Raw genomic sequence first — 18449 nt, 5'->3', positions numbered from 1 at the left:
GATGTTTTACCCAAAATTTGCTTGGCACAATTTAAGGCATTCAAAAGCAGTTGTAGCCCCCTTTCTCTTAGCTAGTGTCATCTTGTTTCTTTTAAATGGCATTGTGATTATTTTGATGCTAAGTCCCGTCATGAAAACACTAGCATCAGGCGGCGTTGTATTATTTTTGGCATTAGTCGTTCTGGGCCTATTTTCAACAATTATGGAAATCTATTCCTACCAATTCCTGCTTAAGCAGCGCCAGCAAGAATTTGGTTTATATAATATTTTAGGTATGACCAAGGGTCAGATTTCGATTGTGTCGTCCCTTGAACTCTTTTTTCTCTTTACCATTGTAGTTGTCGGCGGCTCCCTCTTAACTTTTGTCTTTTCTCATTTCTTTTATTTAGTCTTTGCTAATTTAACACATTATCATCAGTTACAATTAGAGATTAACCCGGCGGCCTTTGTCTACACGGCAATAATTGGTTTAGTACAATTTGCTCTTCTCTTTTTAGTGGGACTATTTAGCATTTATAAATCGTCATCACTTGGTTTGTTCCACAATCAAAGTCAAGGAGAGAAGGAACCTAAAGGCAACGTTTTATTGGCTTGTTTATCCTTATTGGCCATCGGTGGAGGTTATGGTTTATCCATTACCTCGCATAAGGTAGTAGCACTGGTCGTTCTTTATCGTTTCTTTATTGCTGTCCTTTTGGTGATCATTGGCACTTATTTGTTTTATATCTCTTTTATAACCTGGTATTTGAAACGCAAAAAAAATAATAAATCCTATTACTATCAGCCTCAGCATTTCATTGCAACCTCCCAAATGATTTTTCGGATGAAACAAAATGCGGTAGGACTAGCCAATATCACCCTGCTTGCGGTGATGGCCTTTGTTTCGGTAGCAACAACGGTAGCCCTGTATACTAATAGCCAACAAATGGTCTCAGATCTCTTTTATAAAAATACTAAGTTTATGCTGATAGCTGATAAGCCAGAGCAAGCCCAAAGGGATTTTCAGCAGTTTGTGCTAGAACCCTTACATCTTGCTTCGTCTCAGGCTCTGACCTACCGACAAATCATGCTTGGTTTACCCCTTGATGAAAAGGCAAAGGTTACTGTTACCGCCCAAGATATTCTAAAGCCATCAGTCAAAAAACTTGCCTATACTTATATTATCACTGAAAAGACCTATCAAGCTTTAGGGAATAAGACTCTTCACTTACAAGAAAATCAGATTGCTCTTTATCGGCAAAAAAACATCACCAATATTCAAGAGATTAACTTCCTTGGAAAAACGTTACAGGTAAGTAAACACATCTCCAAAAATTCCCTACCTGATGCTACTAATACCTATAATCCAGCTGTCATGGTGGTAAAAAACCAGCAAGTCTTGAACGATTTACTTCAGCGTTATAATAATATAACACCTCTTAAAACAAGTGAATCCTTTGAGGCGCAGCTCAACCTTACTCAAAAAGACTTAAAAACCTTGGGAGATAAAGAAGGAATGGTTACAGATGGTAAGCACACGATAGCTGTCTATGAAACAAAAACAGGTTTCTTAAATGATATATATGCTTTCTTTGGTGGTTTTCTCTTCACCGGTTTCTTATTGGGAACGGCCTTTATCCTTGGAGCAGCCTTAATCATTTATTATAAACAGTATTCAGAAGGCTTACAGGATAAAAAATCCTATAAAATCCTTCAAGAAGTCGGCATGAGCATGCAGCAAATCAAACAAACAATCAATTCCCAAATCATCATTGTTTTCTTTATGCCAATTGCTATGGCAAGCTTGCATTTCAGTGTTGCTCTTGTGATGCTAAAACAACTCTTGCTTATTTTTGGGGTACAAAATAATGGTTTGATTTATACAGTTAGTCTAGCAACCATTACTGTCATTGTTGTTCTTTATTATTTCATTTATAAGTTCACCAGCAAAACCTATTATAGAATTATAGAAAGGTAGAAAAGTAGCGATTTTTCGTTACTTTTTTGTTATGATACAAGTATGATACAAAAAGCTAAAATTTATCTTGTGGAGGATGATCCGACCATTCTTGCTCTTTTGACCAAGCATTTGTCTAAGACCTATACAGTTTGTCAGGTTTCTAATTATCGTGATGTCAAAGAAGAGGCCTTAGCTTATCATCCCGATCTGATATTGATGGATATTACTCTTCCTTTTTTTAATGGATTTTACTGGACAACTGAAATTCGCAAACACTTGACTGTGCCTATAATTTTTATTTCTAGTTCAAATGATGAGATGGATACTGTTATGGCACTTAACATGGGTGGGGATGATTATGTCACTAAGCCCTTTTCTCTAACAATACTGGATGCCAAGATTGCGGCTTTTTTGCGGCGCTTTCAGGTATTCACGCAGAAAGATCTGCAATTTAAAGATTATTCACTACATTTCGATGGAACTCTGAGTTATCAAGGTTCTAGTCTACGTCTATCTCCCACGGAACACAAAATTTTAGCGCTGCTATTTTCTAACCAAGAAAAGATTGTGACTAAAGAAGAGATATTGATGACCTTATGGGAAGATGAGCATTATATTGATCAAAATACACTCAATGTTAATATGACACGCTTACGTAAAAAACTACTGGAATTGGGTTTTGAAGCGATTCACACTGTAAGAGGAGTAGGATATTTGTTGCAATGATACGAGCTTTTTTGAAGGAATACCGCTTTTGGTATAGTCAATATTTACTTTTGATTGCCGGCAATACCTTGGTTTTTTATCTGTTTCACCTTCCCATGTATGATTTAGTAGTTGCAAGTATGGTGACCTTGTCTATTTTAGTGCTCTTTAGTATGGGGAAATATGGCCAGTTCAAAGCTAGAATAGAAGCCATTGAACTTTTACAGCCCGAGCAGCAAGCAACGACAACCTCTCTTTTCCCCTTGGATTTGGCTTATCGCTCGCGCTTTGACCAACAGTTTGCAAAGATGAGAAAAAATCTAGAAGAATCCACGGAGAGCAAGTCCAACATCGAAGCCATGATTAAAATGTGGGTGCACCAGATGAAGCTGCCCATTGCTGCTTTGTCGCTAATGGAACAATCTAGGGAAATAGATCAGCAAGAATTTCATTATCAACTCGCAAAAATGGATAATGCTCTTAATCAGCTCCTGAATTTTCTTAAATTTAAACAGCATCACGATGATTTTCGCTTTGAACAGTTTTATGTGAGCAGTTTAGTTAAGGCACTTTTTAAGGAAATGCGCTATACCTGCATTCAAAAAAATATTGCTGTAAGCATAGAAGGCGATTGGTATATCACCAGTGATCGCAAGTGGTTACAGTTTGCCTTGGGGCAATTGCTGGATAACGCCATCAAGTATTCAAAGCAAAACGGAAGTATAAAAGTCTCTATAAGTAGGTGCAGTATTGAAATATCAGATAAAGGTATCGGAATACTAAAAGAAGACCTGCCCAGACTTTTTGAAGATGGCTTTACTGGCTTTAACGGCCACGAACACCAAAAGGCATCTGGTCTAGGACTCTATATGACCAAACACATTTTAAACCAGCTGGAATTGAGGATAACTGTAGACAGTATTCCGGATCAAGGAACTGTTGTAACCATTTTTCCTAATCCATAACTCACAATAAAAAGAGGTAAGAAGGCAGAAAAAGAAACACGAAGTAGAAGTGTAAGATAGCTTAATTTATTCTTGCTTTTTTATCAATTACTTACTACAAAAATTAGTGAGGAACTAGAATAATTACATAACTATAATTATGTAAAAAATAAAAAGACTATTCTCACTCTTAAGATTTGATCTATTATGGGTAGCAAGGCCAGCTTAGCCTTGCTTTTTTGAGTACGACGGGCATGTCGTACATCTGAGGTGAAAGTCCTTCGTGGGCACCCGCTACCGGTGAACCCAATAGCGACTCCCAAGCCTGACTATCGTGAGATAGCGGGGAGAGGAAGGGATAGCGAAATCGTGGCTCTACGAATAGAAACGTGATATAAAGGCGTATATAGAGGATGAGGGGGCCCAAAACTCTAAAGTCCAAAAAGGTAGTCGTAACCTATAGGCGTAAATCACGAGAGTAAACGAGGAAAGATGTACGACTTATCCCGTGAGGTCTCATGAGCGTCAAAAAGACGTAGTAACAACGACTCATGAGAAGTCAGCCGAGGTCATAGTAGTGATGAAGTTTCTGTAATGGAAACGCAGCGAAGGACCGAACGATTAAATGATTCTCTATCTAAATAATTTTGTCTGCCCTATCACCTGGTCTGAAACGACGGCACTCGCGAAACGTATGTCGAAAGAGGCTGATCATAAATATAGGACGGCACCGGCAGAACGAAATCTGATACAGATAGATGTGGGAACACGCAGAGTTCTCGCAGAAGTTTAGTTGAACCGCCGTGTGCCGAACGGCACGCACGGTGGTGTGAGAGGGACTAGAAATTAGTCCCTACTCGATTGCACTGAGCTGTGGACATAGTTTTACTAAAAAACTCTCAAAATGACGATGAAACAGGTCTAAAGTCATCTTTTAGGGAACAGAGTTATCATTCAAAACAAATGTTAAAAAATTCACAAAAAACTATTGACAAACGTTCTTTGCAGGAATATAGTAGTTACTGAAAGTAGCTACTAAAATTTTATAAGAGGTGTAGAATGCTGGTTAATAAAATGAAGCAGTTCGGCTATACAGAAGCAGAAACCAATATCTACTTGAGCTTAGTGGAAAACGGCTCAATGACAGGTTATGAGGTTAGTAAAAAATCTGGTGTGCCTAGATCTAAGGTTTATAACATTTTAGAAACCTTAGTTAAAAAAGGTGTCGTTCTGGTTAATAAAAGTGAACCAAAAAACTACTCCGCCATTTCACCTGAAGAGTTTGTCAGCATGCTAAAGCAAACAACTTTAAGTGATATTCAATTTCTTGATGACCATCTATCACAGATTAAAGAAAAAGAAGATGACGCCTTACTATGGCAGTTAGATAACGAAGAAGCAATTCGCCATAAAATGCTTTATATGATTGAACATGCCAATGAAAGCCTCTACATCCAAATCTGGGATGATTGTCTATCACCACAAATCATCGATGCCCTATGTGCAGCCGAAAAGCGTTTAGAAGAATTCGTCTGTGTCCTTTTCAGTGAAGATGGCCATTACGATCTTCCTTTTAAGCGTTTTTACGCCCATGGTTTTGAAATTGAAAAGTTAGAGGATATGGGTGGCCGCTGGATTAACCTGATTTGTGATGATCGATTGGTCTTATTTGGAACATTAAATACTACCTGTGATGTGATTTGGACACATAATATGGCTATGCGCTTATTAGCCAAGGAATATGTCAAGCATGACGCCTATACTCTTAAAATCATTCGTGAGCATGATTTAGAATTACGCAAAGCCTATGGCAAGGCGTTTGAAAAAATTCGGAAAATATATTAATGGAGACTTACCATGACGTTTAAAAATCTTCTCTTACTACTGATTGTTGCCATGAATGCTTATTTTGCATTTATTTTAATCAAAGATCTTCTGACCCACCGCAAAGAAGTGATGGCAGAAGAAGCAAGCACAGCGGCTTTGCCATTTTCAAGTGCAATTATCTTTTTCTTATCAACTGTCGGAATTTCTGACTTTGCCATCAGTACTAGCTTATATCCTAAGCTAAACTGGACCAGTGTCAAAAAATTGCCAGGAACCTTAAATACACAGTGTACGATTCCTGTTGCGGTTATGGCATTAGCTTATATTACTAATATCAAGGTTAGCATTGTTACCCTAGTTGTTTGTATTGTCAGCCAAATGATTGGTTCTTATTTTGGTGCTAAATTTGCCGTGAAATTACCAGCTGAGAAATTAAAACTCTCTATTGGGATTGGGATGATTATTGCAGCACTGATTATTTTTGGTGGGAAATTCGGCTGGTTACCAGGTGGTGGTAATGCTAGTGCTTTAACTGGCGGCAAATTAGTGATTGCCGCAATTGCTTTAGCAATCTTTGGGGCTTTAAATAATATTGGTATTGGCTCTTATGCGTTAACAATGATAACAGTTTATCTACTCGGCTTAAATCCAGCTGTTTCCTTCCCAATTATGATGGGTGCGGCAACCTTCTCTGTACCTGTTGGTAGTGTACAGTTTATTAAATCAGGTGAATACAGTCGTAAAATTACTCTTTTCACATCAACCTTTGGTGTTTTAGGAGTATTGTGTGCAGTCTTTCTTGTCAGCAACTTGAACACCTCCATTTTACAATGGGTTGTAGCCTTCATTTTACTTTACAGTGCCTATGGAATGCTAAAGAAAAACTAACCAGAACAAGGAGATCCTATGCTTATTTTAACAAAATCCGATATTCAACAATGCTTCTCAATGGCTGATGCCATTAAAGCTGCAAAGCAATCTGTTCGCCTCTACTCAGCAGGTCAAAGCAAGGTACCTCTTCGTACCAATCTAGATGTGACTGACTACAATGGCCAAAGCCTTTATATGCCGGCTGTAACAGAAGGCGAAAAAAGCTCACTTGGGGTGAAGATTGTCTCTGTTTACCCAGATAACATTAACAAGGGCCTACCATCTGTCCCTGCGACCATGGTTTCCTTAAATCCTGAAACTGGAATTGTTTCGGCTATTTTAGACGGCACTTATTTAACACAGCTTCGCACCGCAGCTATTCAGGGAGCAGCTACTGAAGAACTAGCTAACCCAGATGCAAAAATTGCTGGTTTAATCGGAACAGGTGGACAAGGCTACCAACAAGCTATTGCCATGATGACTGCTCGTCATTTGGATGAATTACGTGTTTTTGATATTGATTTTGATCGGGCTCAAAGCTTTGCTAAAGAATTAGCTAAAGATGTTAATGAAACCTTTGCGACCAAAATTTATGCGGTTGCAACAGCCAAGGAAGCTGTTAGTGGCGCTGATCTTGTCACTACCGTCACCACATCGAAAGTTAACACGTTTGATGCTGCTGACATTAAAGAAGGTGCTCATGTCAATGGTATCGGAGCTTACACTCCTGAAATGCTTGAATTACCAAGCGATTTATTAGTTAAAGCAGACGCCGTTATCTTTGACACTAATGATGGTGTTCTAGCAGAAGCTGGTGACATTCAAGCGCCACTTAAGCAAGGCTTGCTGAAAGAAGAGGATTATACTGGAGAACTTGGTGATTTCTTACTTGGTAAAATCCCAGGCCGCCAAAATCCAAAAGATATTACTGTCTTTAAGAGTGTGGGATCAGCAGTCTTAGACACTGTAACTGCCCAAATGATTATTGAAAAAGCCCAAGCACTTGGTATTGGAACAAACTTTGATTTATAAGAGAACATAAAAAAGCTAAACAAGATTTTAGCTTTTTTAATGTTTTAAAGTTAGTTTGGAAGTTATTTACATAAATATATTTATGTTGTTTTTGGGGCTTACAATTTGTCTAAGGCATTTTTTTGTTCATCATTAACAATATGGGTATAGAGATCGGTAACCTGTGTTGAGGCATGACCAAGCTGATGACTCACTAATACCTGTGATTTGGTCGCATCATATAAGCGTGTCGCTAGAGTATGCCTTAATTTATGAGGGGTTACCCGGATTTTATAATCTGCAGAATATTTAGCAACCATTTTCTCAATACTTGAAGCGTCAATACGATTTGGAACGCCGCGATACTCTGTTAAGAAGAAGGCCAAATCTTGTTTTTGGGCTTTGTAACGGTTTTTACGAATTGCTAAGTAAGCTGCCAAGTAAGGCTGAGCAAAATTTGCCACATTAACGGCATCACGTTTCCCACCTTTTCGCGTTACTTCAACAATCATCCTATTTAAATTTAAATCTTTTACATCAAGGTTAACAGCCTCAGATAGACGAATGCCAGATGCTAGAAGCAGTGCCATAATGGCTAAATCACGTTCCTTATTTTTCCGGAAAGAGGACCTTGCTCGGCTGGATAGCTTGCTTTCATAGTCGTTTTCTACATAAGTGAGAAAGGCCATAGTTTCATCACCAAGAAAAAGTTTCTGTTTAATCGTCTCGGCACGCGCAGCCAAGGTTTCTTTTTTCTTTTTAGTTGCGACTTTTTTCATCACGTTTCGATAGAAGTAGGGCTCGCCATTGTCATTTTCAACCTCTTCAGTTAAATATTTAAAAAGGCTTGAAAGAGCTGCCAACGTCCGGTTAATCGTTGTTTGTGACAAACCAGATTTGGTGGAATAGGTATTAAGAGAAGGGCGTTCACGTAAATACAAAACGAACGATTCCATATCTTTTTTAGTTAGGTGTTCTAACGTTATCAATTCAATATCAGCAATCCGGGAGGCCTGTGAAATATCAGCCTCAATCAACCAATCAAAAAAGCGTTTGTATTCTTTGAGGTATTCGTATAGTGTTGTAAAACTATAGGGTACAGATAATTTAGAGTGATAATACTCTAAGACGTACCAAGGCATGAGTGCCTTATAATCATCAATTTTCTTTAGTAGTAACTCACGTCGCATAAGATTACACCTAACCGTTTCTTTTTGAAAGTTGTTTTTCAGCGGGGATTTGTATAATAGAAGTATATCACAAGCTCAAATATTTTTCAAGAAAATTAAAGTTTTTCGGAAAGATAATACACAAAATCACCTCTTTGCTGTTAGACTCTTCCTGGATTGGCATTACTATATTTTTACAAAATTATCTTACTAAATTAATTCCTGGCTTAACTTAATCGGCGAATCTATAATTTTAACAATCTGGCTGAGATGGTTTGCTCTTAAGGAATTAGAGCCTTACTGTGAGGAAAAACTCGCTTTTATTAACTATTCACTCTGGATATTTTCTTGGATAATTTTAGCTTGTTTATGCCTGATGCTTTATGGTTTATTCTTATGAATAATAACTTTGAGTGATGCTTGTTGACGATAAGCTTGTGCATTTTTGTCGATACTTTTTGGTGAGTGTGCTCGTTTTTTATCCTTTAAATCGGGCTTTTTGATGTTTGTAATACAAATGTAATATAAAAAATGCTTTTTGTTGTAAAAATATGCTGTTACTTTTCGAATAACAAAGTAAGAACCTATTCACTGAAAGATCACGATAAGGTTTTCACATTATTTAGAAGGTTAATAGCATAATATGAATGGAGCATCTCATAGAATGGAAATTTGTCTGGCCAGTGATGCGGAATTTCTTGAAATTCAAGAATCTTTTTCCTCATCTAATTTTTTACAATCCCTACCAATTTTTAATTTACAAACGGAACGCAACCGTTATCTGGCTGTTGAAAAGGTAATTATTCTGGAGCAAGGTCATGTTGTTGGTTTAGCGGTCATTAATTATGTACGACTATGGCGTTTTTTTAAAAAAGCCATAGTCGTACAAGGACCCGTTTTACAATTTGCTAATCACGAACAAACCGTAGCTTGTTTGCAGATTTTAGAAAAACATGTGCAAAAAAATGGTGCTCTTTGCCTTATGTGTCACCCATTTTTAGCAGCCTCTTCCAAGGGGGTTAAGCTAGAAGATCTGACACTTCAGCAAAATCAAGCAGTAGCTTCTGCTTTTGCTGCACAAAATTACACTCATTTTTTTAGTCCCGATTATTTGCTTGATGGTGCTAACCAAGAATTTATTAAAGACCTGAGAGATTTTGCTTCCTGCGCAGCAATTGAGGCTTCTTATGACGCTCCACTACGCCGCAATCTCAAAAAATATCGCGACTCTCATGTTAAAGTACGGCAACTCACTCTTGAGGAAATTCCTTTATTTTATCATATTTTGCAGGAGACTTCTAAGCGTAAGGGTTTTGATATCAAAGATATTGCTTTTTTCTATTCTCTTAAAAAATATTTCAACGATCAGGCTCTTTTCATGTATGCTTATTTAGACTGCCCAGCATATCAGGCATATCTAACAAAACATATTGAAGTGCTCACTCAAGATTTGAGTCAGTTAGAATTACAAGATGATTCCAAAAAACGAAATGTTGCAATCAAACAAAAACGGCAGCAGCTAAATAGTTATCAAAAACGCTATGATGATTTTTTAGCGCTAAAAAATCCAGGCACTGAACTGCCACTATCTTCTTACTTATTTATTGAATTTGGTGATCAGCTACTTTCTTATTTTGGTGGTAATTTGGACGACTATTTCATTTTTGGCGGTGCTACTTTGATTAATGCTGAAATGATTCAGTACGCTAAAAAGCGTCAGCTTAGTTACTTTAATTTTGGTGGAACGATTGAAACTGAGCAGAGTTCAGCGGGGCTTGGCAATTTTAAATTTAAAAAACAATTTGGAGGCCAGTTGGTTCAATATCTGGGGAGTTATACTAAGTATCTCAATATGAGCGGTAAGTTATTAGCGCGAATCTTAAAAAAATAGCACATCTAGCTTAACTTGCTCATGTGCTACTGCATGATCAATAAGCTAAGCTTGCGACGGCTACAAGCTTAGCTGTTTAAAATGATTATAAATTTCAATAAAAGAGTCCACTAAGTATACTGATAAGGCAATGGCTCCTGAAATAATCATTGATTCAAAAAAATTATGCCCAGCCATTTGAGTATTTCCCTGGATATAATAGTAAGCAATTTTATAGACACTGGCTCCTGGGACAATGGGAAAGTAGCTGGGAATATAAAAGATAGTTACAGGAGTTTTAAATATTCTTGCTGCTACTTGTGACAATGAGGCAATGACCAGGCTGCCACAGAGGGCCGCTAAGCCCTTACTTGTATAAGGTAAGCTGAACAAGTATACAGCATAGCCAGCTGCACCAATAAAACCGACATAATATTTAACATGACGAGGAATTTCTAAGATAATCCCTGAAGTAACGGTCACAACGTAGGCTGCAACGATTTGTGCACTTATAGTTATAGCCATGCAATAACCCCCTTGGCAATAGACAAGCCAATAGCAACTCCTAGTCCCAGGCTAACAGCAATGATTAATGCTTCGACTATTTTTGAGACCCCTGCCCCAAAATCACCCTTGATTGAGTCTCGAAAGCCATTGGTAAAGGCTGTGCCAGGAAAAAGTGGCATTAATACAGAAATAATGACAATATTAAACGATGGATTACTAGTGCTACCTTTAGCATGAATGAGTATTGGAATCACTGTGGCAACAATCATTGTTGTCATGACACCAAAAATAAAATCATTTAAGGCTAATAAGTCCCGTATACGGTAAGACATGAGCATCAAAAAGGCTGCTACTAGTGAGAGTAACATTTCTGATAAGCCACCTCCAAATAAAATTACAAAGGACAGAACTAAGAGAATAATGGAAAAGTCTGTAATTTTTAAGGAATAATTATGATGATCTATATTTTGTAACTTTTTGTAAGCTTCGTCTAGTTTTACTTTATCAGATGTCAAGTCTCGTGAAATCTGATTAACCATATGAATATGACGTAGATTGGTATTTCGTTTAGTAATACGCTTAATCACTGTGATAGGATTATCAAGATCGGGGCCATCTAGGGTAATAAAAAGGCCTGTTGTGTTAGCAAAAACTTCAGTCATTGGTTGTTGGCTCAATTCTAATATATGATCAACCGTATCTTCAACGCGATAACTTTCCGCGTTAGCCTCAAGCATAGTAATGCCAGCTAGAGCAGCTACATCAACAATGCGCTTCATATTTTTAAGTGTTTTTGTCATTTAGCTGTTACCTAAGTTGTGAAAATGTTAGTCTTACTTCTACTCAGAGCTAGTTGCGATATAAAAAGAAGAGAGTAAGTTGAGGACTATCAAATAGAGAAATAAGATTTCAATACTTACCAAAGAAGATTTTTTAGAGACAATTAAGGCTTTCTTCTCCTAGTATACCATGACTTTATGACTTATGGCTGAGTAATCAGCTATGTTTCTTGTTTTTAGCAAATAGACTAAAGAGGGAAAGCAAGCCACGATCTGGTTAGGTTTTAACTTTAAAGATCTGATACTTCCCCTTAAAACTCATCCTATAAAATAAGGACCCGGAATGATTCTGTCATAATGATGTGGCACCAAGCTATTTCCATTTTTACCCAAATTTTACTTAACCAGCAAAAAAAGATTGAAGAAAGAGTACAAAAAGAATCTTTCTTCAATCTAAGGTATTTTCTAAGGTATTCTATTTGACGTTTAATAAGTGAGTGTCTTTAATGTTCGTTTGGATCATTTCTAGCGTCTTCGTGTGTTTTATGAATAGTACCAGGGACGTGATCAGGGCCAGCATAAATAGAATAAATCTTAAGTGGCTTGTCACTGGTATTTGTAACATTATGCCACGTATCAGCAGGTACAAGAATCACATCATCATCAGTAACTTTTTGTTCAAACGTAAGATTGTCTTTAGCATCTCCCATTTGGCATAGGCCTTCCCCTTCTTCAACACGAAGGAATTGATCAATCCCATTGTGAACTTCTAAACCAATATCATCTCCTGGTTGAATTGTCATGAGTGTCACTTGAAGTTTTTCACCTGTCCAAATTGTGGTACGATAGTTTTCGTTTTCTTTTGTATAATCCTCAATATTGACGATATATTTTTCTTTTCCGTGATCCTTATAATCAAAAGTCATATGAAAGGCCTCCTTTTTTATTTAGAGCTATTCTAATTAACTCTAAATAAATGGTAACATAAAACCGTTTTCCCTTCAAGGAAAAAGCTTGTTCATTGGAGGGAATATTTTTAGAGAAAAGCTAATTTATTGCAAATAGCTACCTACTGCCGCCACAGCCAAAAAAGGTAGAGGGCTAAAGTTAGAACAATAAGTCCTCCAAAAATAAAGGGTCTAATGTTAACAATAGGTTTAGCTCTGCCTTTTCCCCATATAGAGTCTGATCGTTTTTGGGCGTCATTCCATACTAACTGAGGTGTAAGGCTTCTCAACACAAACACTAAAATAGGAACAAGGACCAAATCATCTACAACTCCGAAGAAAGGGATAAAGTCAGGAATAAAATCAATTGGTGATAGAACATAAATAATGATTAACAAAGCTACAAGCTTAGCTAATAAAGGTGTCCGTTTATCTCTTAAAGCGAAAAGTATGGCGGATAAATTTGTTTTTAAGTGTTTAATTCTAGTAATAAAGTTAAGTTTTTTTGTTTTGTGCTTTACCATCTGTTTCTTTCTTTGTGAAAAATATTTACTGATCTAAGCGATTGACTCTAGACAAATAACCGATTCATTTCTGCAATTCCTTCTTCGATAATTTCAATTTGGTGAATTGTTTCTGTATCTTTGACAACCTTTTCTCGTCCTAAAATAATACTATCATAAATAGCTTGATACATTTGAGTATAGCTACCTCGCTGGGATATAACTTTTTCTTCGTGATAATAACCTTGCTCATCTATATAGGTCAGAGTTCCATAATGTTCTGGTAAATCCATACCAAAGTCAGCACGGTCTGGCATGTAAAAATGTTTCAGATCTTCTTCTTGGCGATCTTTTGTTGCTTTAATGAACATACCTTTTTTGCCATACACTATAAAACTGGGACGCTCTTTGATTCGGAAATAGCTAGATTTGATAGAGACTTTTAAAGCGCCATAATAAAAATCCAAATCAAAATAGTCATTCATACGTTCTTTTCCAAGCAATTGACGAACGTCATAATGAATAGTGTCAGGCATGCCAAAGTAAGACAGAGCCTGATCGATTGTATGGCAGGCATGACCATATAAATAGCTAGTATCAATAGAAAAGGTATCTGTAGTTTCAGGCACCTCTGGTCTAAAATAATCAAAATGCATCTCAACTTCCAATAGTTCGCCAAGTTTACCGCTTTCAATTACTTTTTGGACTGTCAAGAAATCAGAATCGTAACGCCGATTTTGGTAAGCTTGCAAAAAGAGTCCTTTTTGCTTGGCTAAACTAAATAATTCTTTTGCTTGTTCTGAAGTTTCTGTAAATGGTTTTTCAACCAGAGTATGTTTTCCTGCCAAAAGACATTGCTTTGCTAGATCATAATGCGCAGCTGGTGGTACTGATAAAACCACTAACTGAATGTCTGAATCATTTAGTACGTCTTCTAGTGCATTTGTATAGTTTACACCTTCAATTGGTGCCCAAGGACTTAAAGAGGGGGAATAGATTGTTTTTATATGAATATCGCTAATTTGCTGAGCAAAGGGAATGTGATAGCGGTTAGCACTTTTGCCATTACCTATATAAGCAATAGTAAGCATAGTAGTTTCTCCTTTGGACGGATTAAAATTTTAGAATCAATAAATACGAGTGTTATTTTCTACAACTCGTACAAGCATACTGATACCTATGGACATCATACGATTTAATGTTATCATTGTCAAAAATTTCTCATTTTAAGCATTAGCTCTTGTTTTTTATTTTAGAGTTTGTTATCCTTTAGTAAAGTTATAACTTTACTAAAGGAGGGTTATATGTTTTCAGGAAATCAACTTAAAAAAATGCGGAAAGCTAAATCTTGGAGTCAAGCAGAGCTCGCTGAGCACCTTAATGTTCAAAAAATGACTATTTCTAATTGGGAAACTGGAAAAAATATTCCCAATCAAGCCCATTTAGATCAGCTTGGACAATTGTTTAAAGTTGCTAGGTTTGCTCTTGATGAGGATTATCAGCTTTTGACCACTTATCATCAGCTTACTATGGAAAATAAAGAGCGAGTAATTAATTATACAGACAGTTTATTGTCAAAGCAACTTCAGGTTGTTGCACTTGCGCAGCATAAGGATAAAAAGCGATTTGCCTACCGAGTATATGAAAGCTTATCCGCCGGTACAGGCTATTCTTATTTTGGGGATGGCAACTACGATGTGGTATTTTATGATGAGCAATTTGATTACGATTTTGCCTCATGGGTCTTTGGGGATTCCATGGAACCAACTTATCTCAATGGTGAAGTGGTTTTGATTAAGCAAGAAGGTTTTGATTATGATGGTGCTATTTATGCTGTAGAATGGGATGGTCAGACTTACATCAAGAAAGTTTATCGCGAAGAAAATGGCTTAAGACTTGTGTCACTCAACAAAAAATATTCCGATAAGTTTGCTCCTTTTGATGAGGATCCTCGTATTATTGGAAAAATTATTGCAAACTTTATGCCGTTAGAAGTTTAAAATTGTATGATTTATGGCGAGTTCAAAATGTCTTACTCTGATATTGCTTCTAGTGATACCAGAGTCTCTATGCCAGTATAAAATGCCTTAAGATAGATGTTGTATATGGTTGCGGTGCTTGATAATAAGAAGGAATTTATTAGTTGTTTTTACATCTTTACAATTAGTAATTAACATGTAGATACACTTGTAACATGAAATACTGTAACAAAAGTGGATAAAGCTGTCAAAATTTTCCTTGCCGTTAACCTTACTGCTTCCTCTTTGATATGACCTTGCCATACATGTGATAGGATATTTCTTCTTAATGGTCGCAGGAAAAGAATGTTATCATTCCCTCTTTGCTTATGGTAAACTGAAAAATCAAAATGAGAGAATCAAAAAGCTAGTCTGGTCACCACTGACAAGGCTAGCTATAAAGGTAAAATGGAATAGAATTATTTTCGTTTTTTCTTAGCTTTTTTCAATTTATTAGCTTGTCGCTTCATGGCTTGTTTCATAGCAAACTGTCCGAATTTTCCCTTCATGCCACCGCCGAACATTTGGCCCATATCCATATCCCCACCTAAGGCAGATAAGTCAGGCATGCCACCTTGCCCCATCATTCCTTCTAAAGCAGACATATCAGCTTTGCTCATATTTGGCATATTCTTGGGTAAATTGTTAGGATTAAGACCCATTTGCTTCATGGCTTTTTCCATATCGCCAGACATAACACCTTGCATCATTGATTTAGCTTGGTTGAAATCTTTGATAAATTTGTTGACTTCAACAAAGCTATTCCCTGATCCATTGGCAATCCGTCGCCGGCGACTTGGGGTGAGTAACTCAGGTTTTTCGCGCTCAGCTGGAGTCATTGATGATACAATAGCCCGCTTACGCGCAATTTGCTTAGGGTCTACTTTAATATTAGCTAGCGCAGGGTTAGCAGCCATACCGGGAATCATTTTTAGCAGATCTTCCATAGGTCCCATGTTTTGAACTTGATCCAGCTGCTCAATGAAATCATTGAAATCAAAGGTGTTCTCCCGCATTTTTTCAGCTAGCTGAAGGGAACGCTGCTCATCATAATCTTGGCTAGCTTTTTCAATTAAGGTTAAAAGATCGCCCATCCCCAAAATTCGGCTTGACATCCGATCAGGGTGGAAGGTTTCAATATCTATGATTTTTTCACCAGTACCAGTGAATTTGATCGGTTTACCAGTGATTTCTCGTATAGAAAGAGCTGCACCGCCGCGGGTATCACCGTCAATCTTAGTTAAGACCACTCCTGTAATGGTTAATTGTTTGTTAAACTCATCAGCAACATTCGCAGCTTCTTGACCAATCATGCTATCAACAACAAGAAGGATTTCATTTGGTTGAGCGAGATTTTTAACATCACGCAATTCTTGCATCAACGTTTCATCAATTTGCAGCCGTCCTGCCGTATCAATCAAAACATAGTCGTTGTGATTTGCTCGTGCTTGTTCCAAACCTTGACGCACAATGTCTACTGCAGAGTGCTCTGTTCCCATATCAAACACAGGAACATTAATTTGCTGACCAAGTGTTTTTAGTTGATCAATAGCAGCTGGGCGATAAATGTCTGCTGCTATCATCATTGGCCGTGCGCTTGCTTCTTTTATTAATTTGTTGGCTAATTTTCCGGCAAAGGTGGTTTTCCCGGCACCTTGCAAACCAACCATCATGATAATTGTTGGAATTTTTGGTGATTTTTCAATGTAAGCGGTTTCAGATCCTAGAAGTTCGGTTAGCTCTTCATTAACAATTTTGATGATTTGTTGGGTAGGATCAAGCGTATCAATGATTTCATGACCAATAGCTCGTTCACGTACCCGCTTGATAAAGGTTTTAACTACTGGTAAAGCAACATCGGCTTCCAATAGAGCTAATCGGATTTCCTTAGTGACAGCCTGCACTTCTTTTTCCGATAATTTCTTCTTTCCTCGAAGATCTTTAAAAACCCCTTGTAAACGTTGGGTTAAATTTTCAAATGCCATAAAATACTACCTCTTAATCTCTGTTATCAATACTGGTTAGTAGGGAAATGTTTTCTTGTAAAAAAGCATCATCGGGGTATCGCTCTAAAAGACTATCAAAAATTTGACTTCGTACAATATAATCAGAATACATGTGCAATTTCATTTCATAGGCTTCAAGGATTTTTTCAGTCCGTTTGATATTGTCGTAGACTGCTTGACGACTTACTCCGAATTCCTCAGCAATCTCAGCTAGACTGTAGTCATCTGCATAATAAAGTTCAATATAATTCATTTGCTTGTCAGTCAGTAAAGCTGCGTAAAATTCAAACAGAGCGTTCATCCGATTCGTTTTTTCGATTTCCATAGTTTTCATTTTACCATAATAAAAAGGAGAATAACAAGTAGCAAAACGATAATTAGCCCCATCAGTTAGAGGTTTAGCCGCTTCGCTCTTCTTTACTATTTTTGGAATTGAATCATTAACTACGATTGTGCTGTTGACAAAATAGTTAAGCATGAATTTGTTGTTTTTCACATAAGATATAAAAGCTTTGCTTGTATCTTGTATACTTTAAATATCTTAATTATTTTCCAAATAGAATTCAAAGCGATCACCGACATATTGGGAACGGACATATTCAAATGCGCTGCCATTGGTAAAATACGAAATTTGAGTTAAGGCTAAAATGGCATGACCTTTTGAGACTTCTAAATAAGAAGCCACGCGCTCGCTAGCGATTTTAGCATAAATGGTTTGTTTGCTCTTGCCGATTTCATAGCCATTTGCAGTAAGTGTTTTGAAAAAGTGCTCTGTAATATCTTGGCGCTTAACATTTTTGATATATTTTTCTGGAATCGAAGCGACTTCATAAACCAGCGGAATACTATCTGCATAGCGAATGCGCTCCATTCGGATCACATACTCATCAGTCGTCAACTGTAATTCCTTTAATTCTGTTTCACTAGCTCTTTGGCGTTGGAATGATAAGAGTTTTGAGGATGGTGTCTTTCCTTGTGAATTGACAATTTCGGTGAAACTGGTTGTTCCGCGCATCTTATCTCTGACCCGATGGCTTGCCACATAAGTGCCACTACCAATGCGCCGTTCCAAAATGCCCTCTTCAACTAAAAGCGTAATGGCTTGTCGTAGTGTCATTCGACTAACCTGAAATGCATCTGCCAGATCACGTTCACTGGGCAATCGGTGACCAATCGGCCAAATGCCCTTGTCAATATCCTTTTTGAGTGTATCGTGGATTTTAATATAAGCGGGTAACATAAGGCAACATCTCCTCAAACTCCATTTTCTCAGATAATCTATTTTATCATATTTAATAGCAAAGCAGAATATGAAATTCTTTTCCCTTTTCTTAGCTAACTTAGAGCAGATTGC

17 protein-coding genes are annotated in these 18449 nt (G+C 37.2%); 8 read left to right on the top strand and 9 right to left on the bottom strand.

Going from position 1 to position 18449, the window contains the following annotated elements; all coding sequences use genetic code 11:
- Position 1 precedes the first annotated feature (1 nt).
- The 6 genes from K5J94_RS06990 (at position 2) to K5J94_RS06965 (ending at position 7317) form a co-directional block, all read left to right on the top strand.
- Positions 2-1957, top strand: a complete 1956-nt coding sequence (locus K5J94_RS06990; RefSeq protein ID WP_221912724.1) for an FtsX-like permease family protein — start codon at positions 2-4, stop codon at positions 1955-1957.
- 42 nt (positions 1958-1999) lie between these two features.
- Positions 2000-2665 (top strand): response regulator transcription factor, encoded by a 666-nt coding sequence (locus K5J94_RS06985; protein ID WP_159548200.1) that lies wholly within the window; start codon positions 2000-2002, stop codon positions 2663-2665.
- Positions 2662-3609 carry a sensor histidine kinase gene (locus K5J94_RS06980; protein WP_221912721.1) on the top strand — a complete coding sequence of 316 codons (948 nt, stop codon included), beginning with the start codon at positions 2662-2664 and terminating at the stop codon, positions 3607-3609. The genes K5J94_RS06985 and K5J94_RS06980 overlap by 4 nt, the downstream gene beginning before the upstream one ends.
- A gap of 1038 nt (positions 3610-4647) precedes the next feature.
- Positions 4648-5433 carry a TrmB family transcriptional regulator gene (locus K5J94_RS06975; RefSeq protein ID WP_159561182.1) on the top strand — a complete coding sequence of 262 codons (786 nt, stop codon included), beginning with the start codon at positions 4648-4650 and terminating at the stop codon, positions 5431-5433.
- 12 nt (positions 5434-5445) lie between these two features.
- The gene (locus K5J94_RS06970; protein WP_159564815.1) at positions 5446-6303 is read left to right on the top strand and encodes a sulfite exporter TauE/SafE family protein; all 858 of its coding nucleotides are present in this window, start codon (positions 5446-5448) and stop codon (positions 6301-6303) included.
- An 18-nt stretch (positions 6304-6321) separates the two neighbouring features.
- Positions 6322-7317 (top strand): ornithine cyclodeaminase family protein, encoded by a 996-nt coding sequence (locus tag K5J94_RS06965; RefSeq protein ID WP_159545551.1) that lies wholly within the window; start codon positions 6322-6324, stop codon positions 7315-7317.
- Positions 7318-7415: 98 nt separating this feature from the next.
- On the opposite strand, the gene xerS is transcribed toward K5J94_RS06965, so the two are convergent.
- The gene (gene xerS / locus K5J94_RS06960; protein WP_159545549.1) at positions 7416-8486 is read right to left on the bottom strand and encodes a tyrosine recombinase XerS; all 1071 of its coding nucleotides are present in this window, start codon (positions 8484-8486) and stop codon (positions 7416-7418) included.
- A 622-nt stretch (positions 8487-9108) separates the two neighbouring features.
- Here xerS and K5J94_RS06955 point away from each other — a divergent pair.
- Positions 9109-10356 carry a peptidoglycan bridge formation glycyltransferase FemA/FemB family protein gene (locus K5J94_RS06955; protein ID WP_231700346.1) on the top strand — a complete coding sequence of 416 codons (1248 nt, stop codon included), beginning with the start codon at positions 9109-9111 and terminating at the stop codon, positions 10354-10356.
- A gap of 60 nt (positions 10357-10416) precedes the next feature.
- Here the strand turns inward: K5J94_RS06955 and K5J94_RS06950 are convergent, their stop codons facing one another.
- The 5 genes from K5J94_RS06950 to K5J94_RS06930 form a co-directional block, all read right to left on the bottom strand.
- Positions 10417-10860 (bottom strand): threonine/serine exporter family protein, encoded by a 444-nt coding sequence (locus K5J94_RS06950; RefSeq protein ID WP_408022827.1) that lies wholly within the window; start codon positions 10858-10860, stop codon positions 10417-10419.
- Complete coding sequence (locus K5J94_RS06945; RefSeq protein WP_159564813.1) at positions 10851-11642, bottom strand: threonine/serine exporter family protein; 792 nt, start codon at positions 11640-11642, stop codon at positions 10851-10853. Before K5J94_RS06945 ends, K5J94_RS06950 begins: the two co-directional genes overlap by 10 nt.
- A gap of 482 nt (positions 11643-12124) precedes the next feature.
- Positions 12125-12547, bottom strand: a complete 423-nt coding sequence (locus K5J94_RS06940; protein ID WP_221912720.1) for a cupin domain-containing protein — start codon at positions 12545-12547, stop codon at positions 12125-12127.
- Between the two features lie 143 nt (positions 12548-12690).
- A complete protein-coding gene (locus K5J94_RS06935) occupies positions 12691-13092 on the bottom strand; it encodes a YkvA family protein (RefSeq protein WP_159564811.1) in 402 nt (133 codons plus the stop codon).
- Between the two features lie 47 nt (positions 13093-13139).
- Positions 13140-14162, bottom strand: a complete 1023-nt coding sequence (locus tag K5J94_RS06930; protein ID WP_221912718.1) for a Gfo/Idh/MocA family oxidoreductase — start codon at positions 14160-14162, stop codon at positions 13140-13142.
- 213 nt (positions 14163-14375) lie between these two features.
- On the opposite strand from K5J94_RS06930, the gene K5J94_RS06925 reads away from it, so the two are divergent.
- Positions 14376-15071: a LexA family transcriptional regulator gene (locus K5J94_RS06925; protein ID WP_221912717.1), complete on the top strand. Its 696-nt coding sequence runs from the start codon at positions 14376-14378 to the stop codon at positions 15069-15071.
- Between the two features lie 437 nt (positions 15072-15508).
- Here the strand turns inward: K5J94_RS06925 and ffh are convergent, their stop codons facing one another.
- From ffh to K5J94_RS06910, 3 genes are all read right to left on the bottom strand, one after another.
- Positions 15509-17074, bottom strand: coding sequence for a signal recognition particle protein (ffh, locus tag K5J94_RS06920; RefSeq protein ID WP_221912716.1), 1566 nt, complete (start codon positions 17072-17074; stop codon positions 15509-15511).
- Positions 17075-17087: 13 nt separating this feature from the next.
- Complete coding sequence (locus tag K5J94_RS06915) at positions 17088-17420, bottom strand: putative DNA-binding protein (RefSeq protein WP_159548186.1); 333 nt, start codon at positions 17418-17420, stop codon at positions 17088-17090.
- Between the two features lie 216 nt (positions 17421-17636).
- A complete protein-coding gene (locus K5J94_RS06910) occupies positions 17637-18335 on the bottom strand; it encodes a GntR family transcriptional regulator (RefSeq protein WP_159561465.1) in 699 nt (232 codons plus the stop codon).
- Positions 18336-18449 lie beyond the last annotated feature (114 nt).

This window comes from Streptococcus halichoeri (genome assembly GCF_019774635.1).
GTDB lineage: Bacteria > Bacillota > Bacilli > Lactobacillales > Streptococcaceae > Streptococcus > Streptococcus halichoeri.
This window is presented reverse-complemented; position numbering and strand designations above follow the sequence as displayed.